The organism is Micromonospora sp. DT201 (assembly GCF_049841575.1).
Lineage (GTDB): Bacteria > Actinomycetota > Actinomycetes > Mycobacteriales > Micromonosporaceae > Micromonospora.
The window spans coordinates 1-8727 of sequence record NZ_JBNCKP010000044.1 but is presented as its reverse complement, the minus strand read 5'-3'; the positions used below and the strand labels follow the sequence as shown (position 1 = coordinate 8727).

Below are 8727 nucleotides of genomic sequence, written 5' to 3'. Positions count from 1 at the left end.
GCCCCCGCCCTGTGTGTGCCCCGACAGCGGCGCCGACCGACGACTGCCGTCACCAGGTGACCGGCAGCTCCTGCAACCCGTAGACGGCCGCGTCACGGCGGAACGGCAACTCCGCCAGGTCGCCGGCGAGCCGCAGGGTCGGGGCGCGCTCGATCAGCTTGCGGGTGACGATCTGCAGCTCGGCGCGGGCCAACTGCTGGCCGATGCACTGGTGCGGTCCGAAACCGAACGCGAGGTGTTCGTCCACATCGGGCCGATCGATGTCGAAGGCGTCCGGGTCGTCGAAGACCGAACCGTCGCGGTTGGCCGCGTCGTAGGCGAGGATGACGCCCTCGCCTGCGCGTACCAACTGGCTGCCGATCTCGATGTCGGCGACCGCCACCCGGCGTGCTCCGCTCGCCGCCACCGTGTGATAGCGCAGCAGCTCCTCGACAGCCGTCGGCACCTTGCTGGGATCGGCGCGCAGCTTCTCCAACTGCCCCGGGTGCTGGAGCAGCGTCAGGGCGCTCAACGAAATCATGTTTGCGGTCGTCTCGTGGCCCGCGGTCAGGAGGAGCACGAGCATCGCCACGAGCGCCTCGGGAGTGATCGCGCCGGTCATCAGTTGTTCAGTGACCAGACGGCTGGTCAGGTCGTCGCCGGGCTCCGCGGCCTTCTTCCCCACCAGCTCGCCCAGGTAGCCGGCGAGCTCCTGGAAGCAGGCCATCGCCTGCTCCGCTGTGGCGTCGCGGGAGAAGAGCACGTTGCTGCGAGTCTGGAAGAAGGCGTGATCCTCGTACGGGACGCCGAGTAGCTCGCAGATGACGATCGACGGCACCGGCAGGGCGAGCGCCTGCACCAGGTCCACCGGCCGCTCCTCGGTGGCGAGCATGCTGTCCAGCAGGTCGTCGATGATGCGTTCGATGCGGGGGCGCAGTTGCTCGACGCGGCGGTGCAGGAAGTCCCGGGTAATCATCCGCCGGTACGTGGCGTGTTCCGGGAAGTCCATCTCGATGATCGTGCGGGGTACGTCCTGTCGGGTTTCGACGAACGGTGTGACGTGCGGGAACCCGGCGATGCGCGGGTCGCAGCTGAGGCGCCGGTCGCCGATCGCGGCGCGCAGGTCGGCGTTGCGGGTGACGAGCCACGCCTCGTTGCCGCTCCACAGCCGGACCTTGCTGACCGGTTTGTCGACGGTGAGATCCCTGAGCTGCTGTGCTGGGTCGAAGGGGCAGGATCCCTGCCGCTCCATCGGATAGAACGGGGCGGCTTCCACCGTCATCGGCGGTCTCCTTCGTGGGAAGAGAGGTTCCTGTTCACGGTAGGAACCCGGTTGGCGGACGCCGTAGCGGAGATTCAAGACTTCGAATCGGGTTCCGTCTCGCCGTCGTGGACGGCATGCTGGCCGGATGGATGGGACGTGGATCCGGACCGTGCGCCGGCGTACGCAGGCCTCGGCGCGACTCGTGTGCTTTCCCCACGCGGGTGGCTCTGCCAGCTACTTCCATGCCCTCGGCGGGTTGTTCGGCGATGCCGTCGAAGCGCTCGCCGTGCAGTACCCCGGCCGGCAGGATCGCCGGTCCGAGCCAGCCTTCACCGACCTAGGCCGGCTCGCCGACCGGCTGGCCGACGTGCTGGCCCCTGAGCTGACGGGTCGGTACGCGTTCTTCGGCCACAGCTACGGTGCGATCCTCGCGTTCGAGGTGATCCGCAGGCTGGAGCGCCGCGGCACGCCCCTGCCGGAGTTGCTGTTCGTCTCCGGGCGGCGCGCCCCTTCGGTGGCACGCGAGGAAGACGTGCACCGCCGTGACGACGCCGGCGTGATCGCCGAGATGCGCCAGCTCGGTGGCACCGAGACGAGCCTGCTCGACGACCCGGAACTGATCGAGATGATCATGCCGGCCCTGCGCGCTGACTACACCGCCGTCGAAACGTACCGGTGTGAGCCCGCGGATGCCGTTGTCGGCTGCCCGATCGACGTGCTCATCGGTGACAGTGACCCGCGTGTGTCGGTCGACGACGCCAAAGCGTGGACCGGGCACACCACCGCCTCCTGTGAACTGCGCATCTTCCCGGGCGGCCACTTCTACCTGGCCGATCAGGCCGCGGCGGTGACCGGGCACATCGCCGCCCGGCTGCGCCGGTGAACTGAGCGCGCCCGCTGTGGCCAGCTCACCTGGTCGGCACTGACCCCGGCTTACTCCACTTTGCTGTCGAGGGGTGTCGGCGGCACGATGGTGGGCGTGTCCGCGCCTGTGTCGTCTCGCCCGTCTCCGCATGTCTTTGAGGCGGTATTGGAGCGGTTGACCTATGTCAACGAGGAGACCGGGTACACCGTTGCCCGGGTCGCGACTGGCCGTGGTTCGGATCTGTTGACCGTGGTCGGGGCCTTGCTCGGTGCGCAGCCTGGGGAGAGTCTGCGGTTGCAGGGTTGGTGGTCGTCGCATCCGCAGTATGGCCGGCAGTTCGAGGTGGTCTCCTACACCACCGTGCTGCCGGCGACGGTCCAGGGGATCCGCCGTTACCTGGGTTCGGGGTTGATCAAGGGCATTGGTCCGGTGTTCGCTGAGCGGATCGTGGAGCACTTCGGCCTGGACACGTTGCAGATCATCGAGGACGAGCCGGGCCGGCTGGTGGAGGTTCCGGGGCTTGGTCCGAAACGCACGGCGAAGATTACTGCGGCGTGGGCGGAGCAGAAGGCCATCAAGGAAGTGATGGTGTTCCTGCAGGGTGTTGGGGTGTCCACGTCGATCGCGGTGCGGATTTACAAGAAGTACGGTGACGCCTCGATCAGCGTGGTGCGTAACGAGCCGTACCGGTTGGCCGCCGATGTGTGGGGGATCGGGTTCAAGACCGCCGACACGATCGCCCAGGCTGTCGGGATCCCGCACGACAGCCCGCAACGGGTTAAGGCAGGGCTGCAGTACACGCTGTCGCAGGCCACGGACAATGGCCACTGCTACCTTCCCGCCCCGCAACTGGTCGCGGACGCGGTGAAGATCCTCGACGTACCGGCCGAGCTGACCACCCGCTGCCTCGACGAGCTTGTTGGGGAGGAAGGCGTCGTCCGTGAACGCTTGCCCGGCCCGGAAGGGCCGGTTCCGGCGATCTACCTGGTGCCGATGCACCGCGCGGAACAGTCCCTGGCCGGTTCGGTGTTGCGGCTGCTCGGTGGCCGCACGGACCGGCTGGCGCAGTTCGCTGGCGTCGACTGGGATAAAGCGCTGAGCTGGCTGAAGGCACGCACCGGTACCGCCCTGGCTCGGGAGCAGGAACAGGCGATCCGGTTGGCGCTGACGTCGAAGGTCGCCGTGCTCACCGGAGGCCCTGGTTGCGGTAAGAGCTTCACTGTCCGCTCCATCGTCGAACTCGCCGTCGCGAAGAAAGCGAAGACTCTGCTCGTCGCACCGACCGGGCGGGCCGCGAAACGCCTCGCCGAACTGACCGGCCAGCCCGCCGCGACGGTGCACCGGCTGCTGAAACTGCAACCCGGCGGGGAACCCACCTACGACCGGGACACCCCCTTGGATGTTGATCTGCTGGTGGTGGATGAGGCGTCCATGCTCGACCTGGTCCTGGCCAACAAACTCATCAAGGCCGTTCCGCCCGGGGCGCATCTGCTGCTGGTCGGTGACGTCGACCAGCTCCCCTCCGTCGGCGCCGGAGAAGTGCTGCGGGATCTCCTCGCCGCCGACCCGGTTCCCCGGGTCCGGCTCACGCAGGTGTTCCGCCAGGCCGCCGATTCCGGTGTGGTCAGCAACGCCCACCGGATCAACGCCGGTCGACCACCGATCCTGCTGGGCATGAGCGACTTCTTCCTCTTTCCCTGCGACGACACCGAGGCAACCGCCGCGTTGACCGTCGACGTCACGTGCACCCGCATCGCGAAACGCTTCGGGCTCGACCCGCGCCGTGACGTGCAGGTCCTCGCTCCGATGCACCGCGGCCCCGCCGGAGCCGGGGTGCTGAACTCGCTGTTGCAGCAGCAGCTCACCCCGGGCCGGGAGGGCATGCCGGAACGCCGGGTCGGCGGAAGGGTTTTCCGCGTCGGTGACAAGGTCACCCAGATCCGCAATAACTATGACAAAGGCCAAGCGGGGGTGTTCAACGGCACCGTCGGGGTCGTCACCGCTCTATCCACCGACGAGCAGACCCTGACCGTGCGCACCGACGAAGACGAACTCATCGACTACGACTTCGACGAACTCGACGAACTGGCCCACGCCTACGCGATGACGATCCACCGCTCGCAGGGCTCCGAGTACCCGGCCGTGGTCATCCCGATCACGACCAGCGCCTGGATGATGCTGCAACGCAACCTGCTCTATACCGCCATCACGAGAGCGAAGAAACTCGTCGTGCTCGTCGGCTCCCGGCGGGCATTGGCCGCCGCCGTGCGCACCGTCGGCGCCGGCCGTCGTCACACCGCCCTCACCCACCGGCTCGACCCACAACAACAGGGCTGACCCACCCGCCAGTGTCTGCCGGATCCCCGCGCACGCCGAGGCAGCCGGCACCGGCTGGCGATCGACGTGACCACCGTCCATCGCCGGCCCGATAGCCGCCGGTCCGACTAGCGGACGTGAGGAGGCGTCACCGGGTGGCCGCATCGATGGTGGCCACCGGGTTCGGATACCGGGCTGCGACCTGCCCGGACACACGGTCACGACGGGTGCCGGGTGAGATCGCCGGCAGCTGTCGGGCCAGAGAGTCGATCCATGCCTATGCCCTGTTCACCCCAGGCGGGCATCTGAAAGTGCGCTAAACCATCGCTGCGGGCCTATCGAGCGACGAGCCTGGGAAATGTCCGGATCTTGGGTGAACTGCTTCCCTAAGTCAGGAAAAGCCATCGGCAGTTAACAATCAGATGTGCATGCGGGCCACCGCCCGGCATGTATGCTCAGTCGAGCCGAGTGTCTGGCGGGGGAATTCGTCATCGGATCACTGGTCCCTGGGGGGGTGGGGGGGGGAATGGCCGTCTAGCACGTTGGATTCGGGCCGATGGTGGCTTTCTGAGCGCCACGTCGAGGCCTGATCCTGTGTCGGGTTGAGACTGGCTGGGTCGTGTGACTTTCAATTTTTCTATTCGGTCCACCGAGGCCGCGACCTGCGGCCCGATGCTTCGCGTGCCTGTCTACCTGCTGGCGACACCGAAGGCCCGTGAGCACGCTGCTCCGAGGCCGTGTCACGGTGCTCGGCGCGGGCTCTCAGTACCTCTCGATTACCAGAATCTGGAGCCCGCACGCCTACGAGATTGTCAACTCGCAAAAGGAGAACGGCGGGATGAGTAATACGGGGGTCCTGGTCGAGCGGGCGAGCACGAGCAAGAGGGGACGGCCGCCGTACGGTTACCGGCAGGTCGAGAAGATGTCGACCTGCGGTACGAGGGCGACGGTCCTGGAACCCGACGCTGTCGCGGCATCGGTGGTGCGGCGGATCTTCGAGGAGTACGTCGGTGGGCGCGGGCTGCAGCTCATCGCCGAGTCGCTCACTGCGGACGGCATCCTCAGCCCGTCCGCCTACGACCGGGCGCGTAACCCGCACTTCGGCGGCGTGGCCTGGCCGAAGGGAACCGTCCGGGCGATCCTGGTGAACAGTCGCTACATCGGTCACGAGGACCGCCAGCAGGCGTACCCGCCGCTGATCCACGAGGACCTCTTCATCCGTGCGCAGGAGGCCATTGCCAGCAAGCGGGTGGTACGCGTCGACGACTCCGCCGGCGGCCGGCCGTACCGGTTCCGTGGCATCCTCCGCTGCGGATCCTGCAACCGGATGATGCAGGGCTCCTGGAAGAGCGGCGAGTCGTACTACCGATGCCGGTTCCCGGAGCGTTACGCCGACGCTAACGGCATCGCCCATCCCCGCAACGTCTACCTACGGGAACGGCGCCTACTCGGCCCGTTGCACAGGTGGCTTGCCACCAGTTGCCCACCCCGGCACCTCCCGGACGGATTCGGATGGGCTCCGCTGGACGCCGACGATCCGGCCGACCAGGCCGGGCTTTACCAGGCGCTGCAACTGCGGTTGACCTACCTGCCGACCGGGTCCATGGTCCAGGCCAGGATCGTGGTCGCGCCGACCGGTGCGGTGCTCCGCGGTGCCCTCGCGCTGTGACCCGTCCTCCAAGGCGCGTCCTGCGGTGTCCGGCCGGAGTTTCCCACTTCGAAGGGACGTGTCAATGAATCCCCTGCTGATGCCGATCATCGCGATCCAGGGCAAGCGCCTGCGGCCGGCGATCGAGATGCTCTCGCCGGCCACCGGCCCGGAGAGCGGCACCGTGGGCGACGCCTCCCGTTCACCGGTACGCATCGCGGTCCTCGGTGAGTCGACGGCCGCCGGCTACGGGGTGGACACCCACGACGAGGGCTTTCCCGGTTGTCTGGCCCATGAGATCGTCGCCCGGACCAGCCGACCGGTCAGCTGGGAGGTGGTCGGGCAGCATGCCGCCACCGCCCGCCGGATCCGCCATCGGCTACTGCCTCGGCTCGGCTCGGATCTGGACGTCGTGGTGGTCCTCGCGGGTGCCAGCGACGTGCTCGTACGCCGTACCCCGCAGGAGTGGGGTGAGGATCTTTCGGCCATCGTCGACGAGTTGGCTGCCCGAGCGAACCAGGTGCTGGTCGCGGGGATCCCGCCGTTCCGGTCCTTCCCGTCGATCCCGACCCTGCTCGGTCGCTACCTCGCCGCCGGTGCGGACGCTCTCGACACGAGGTCCCGCCAGGTGTGCGCCGAGCGTCCACGGGCTACGTGGGTCGCCGCGATGGACATTTCGTCACCGGACTTCTTCGCCCGGGACCGATTCCATCCCTCAGCCTCGGGCTACCGGCGCTGGGCGCAGGGTGTCGCCGACCACGTCACCATCTGATCCGGTTCCCAGCACCGGGTCGACCCTCGGAAACCAGCGGCCGGCGTGGCGATTTGCCGATTCGTTAGCCACGCCGGCCGTTTCCGGAATGCCGCTTGCGGTGTAACTGCCGCAGTATGCGTAGTAGACCGGTTTCCTTACCTCCGCAATTACGGTCCACTGCACAGCAATCCGCTCTGTGACAACAGTTCGGTTTCCGGGAAGTCACCGTTACATCACGCGCGTTTCTTAATTTTATGTAAAGTCTTCGTGCCGTTGACCAGGCCTTTGGTTACCGTGCGTGCACGCGCATGCGTCGATGGGTAATCCTTTTGTGGGGGTTGGCCTGGCTGGCTGGTTGCCGGCAAATCTGAACCCCCACCGATCGTAAGACGAAGCGCCATCACGATGCGTACTGTCCGGGACGGAGCTTTAATCACGCGTTTCATGAGCGGGGGATGCCATGACGAGTGCGGATTCGATCGCCATCGTGGGCATCGCCGCCAGCATGCCCGGTGCCTCCGGGCCGGAAGAGTTCTGGCAGTTGTTACGCGGCGGAGTGGACGCGGTCCGGGAGCGCGAGAGGAGCCGGCCCTTCGGTCCTGACCGTGGCGGTTTCGTGACGGGCCTGGACGAGTTCGACGCCGACTTCTTCCAGTTGTCCCCGCGGGAAGCTGCGGACATGGATCCGCAGCAACGACTCGCACTCGAACTGGCGTGGCAGGGGCTCGAGGACGGCGGTGTCGTCATCCCGAAGACGTCGACGGCGAGGATCGGTGTTTTTCTCGGTGTCATGGCCGCCGACCATGCCGATCTGGTGGCCATGGCGGGGGTCGACGGCATCACCCGTCGCACGCTGACCGGTGTCGGTCGGGCGATGGTCGCCAACCGGGTCTCCCACGCCCTGTGCCTGGACGGCCCAAGCATGACGGTCGACACGGGACAGTCGTCCTCCCTCGTCGCGGTCCACCTCGCCTGTGAGAGCCTGCGCAGATCGGAGTCGGAGATCGCGCTGGCGGGCGGTGTCCACCTGAACGTGTCCCCCCTCAGCAGCGCGGTCGTCGAGGCGGCTGGCGCGCTCTCACCGGACGGCAAGTGCTACGTCTTCGACGAGCGAGCCAACGGCTACGTGCGTGGCGAGGGCGGCGGCATCGTCGTACTCAAGCCGCTCGCGCGTGCGGTCGAGGACGGCGATCGCATTTACGCGGTCATCCAGGGCAGCGCCACCGGCACCGGTTCCGGTGCCGGTGGGCTGACGGTTCCGAGTGCCACGGCTCAGGCCCGTACGATCACCGAGGCGCTGACCAACGCCGGCGTAGAACCCGCCGAGGTGCAGTACGTCGAGCTGCACGGCACCGGCACCCGGGTCGGTGACCCCATCGAGGCCGAGGCGCTCGGTGCGGCCTACGGCCCGGCACACGCTCGCCGGAGCCCTCTTCTCGTCGGCTCGGTCAAGACCAACATTGGCCATCTCGAAGGCGCCGCCGGTGTCGCCGGTCTCATCAAGACGGCGCTCTGCATCCACCGACGCGAGGTCGTGCCGAACCTCAACTTCACGCGGCCGAACCCGCAGATCGCCCTGGACGAGTTGGGCCTGCGGGTGGCCGCGCGGAACGAACCGTGGCCGGCTGCGGGCCAGCCCGTCGCGGCGGGCGTGACCTCGCTCGGAATCGGCGGAACGGCCTGCCACGTGGTGCTCACGGCCGCTCCCGCCGTGACCCGGCCCGCATCCACCCCGGCCGGGCGTCCGGTTGGTGCCCTGCCGGTGCTGCTCTCGGGTAGGAGCGAGTTGGCGGTGCGGGGGCAGGCGGAGCGGTTGCGGTCGTTCCTGCTCGATCGGCCTGAGGTCTCGGTGGTCGATGCTTCCTGGTCGTTGGCGACGGCGCGGGCGCATTTGTCGCAGC

6 protein-coding genes are annotated in these 8727 nt (G+C 67.7%); 5 read left to right on the top strand and 1 reads right to left on the bottom strand.

The features are described 5' to 3' along the window. Positions 1-49: 49 nt before the first annotated feature. Entirely contained in the window at positions 50-1261 is a 1212-nt protein-coding gene (locus ACLQ28_RS34215) for a cytochrome P450 (RefSeq protein ID WP_425690397.1), read from the bottom strand. Between the two features lie 127 nt (positions 1262-1388). Here ACLQ28_RS34215 and ACLQ28_RS34210 point away from each other — a divergent pair, with 127 nt between their 5' ends. From ACLQ28_RS34210 to ACLQ28_RS34190, 5 genes are all read left to right on the top strand, one after another. Next, the gene (locus ACLQ28_RS34210; RefSeq protein WP_425690396.1) at positions 1389-2126 is read left to right on the top strand and encodes a thioesterase II family protein; all 738 of its coding nucleotides are present in this window, start codon (positions 1389-1391) and stop codon (positions 2124-2126) included. A 96-nt stretch (positions 2127-2222) separates the two neighbouring features. Beyond that, the gene (recD2, locus tag ACLQ28_RS34205) at positions 2223-4445 is read left to right on the top strand and encodes an SF1B family DNA helicase RecD2 (RefSeq protein ID WP_425690395.1); all 2223 of its coding nucleotides are present in this window, start codon (positions 2223-2225) and stop codon (positions 4443-4445) included. An 817-nt stretch (positions 4446-5262) separates the two neighbouring features. Then, on the top strand, positions 5263-6093 hold the full coding sequence (locus ACLQ28_RS34200) for a recombinase family protein (protein WP_425690394.1): 831 nt from the start codon (positions 5263-5265) through the stop codon (positions 6091-6093). 64 nt (positions 6094-6157) lie between these two features. Then, positions 6158-6844 (top strand): SGNH/GDSL hydrolase family protein, encoded by a 687-nt coding sequence (locus ACLQ28_RS34195; RefSeq protein ID WP_425690393.1) that lies wholly within the window; start codon positions 6158-6160, stop codon positions 6842-6844. 442 nt (positions 6845-7286) lie between these two features. Further along, positions 7287-8727: beta-ketoacyl synthase N-terminal-like domain-containing protein (locus ACLQ28_RS34190; RefSeq protein WP_425690392.1), on the top strand; the 1441-nt coding region annotated here is incomplete at its 3' end.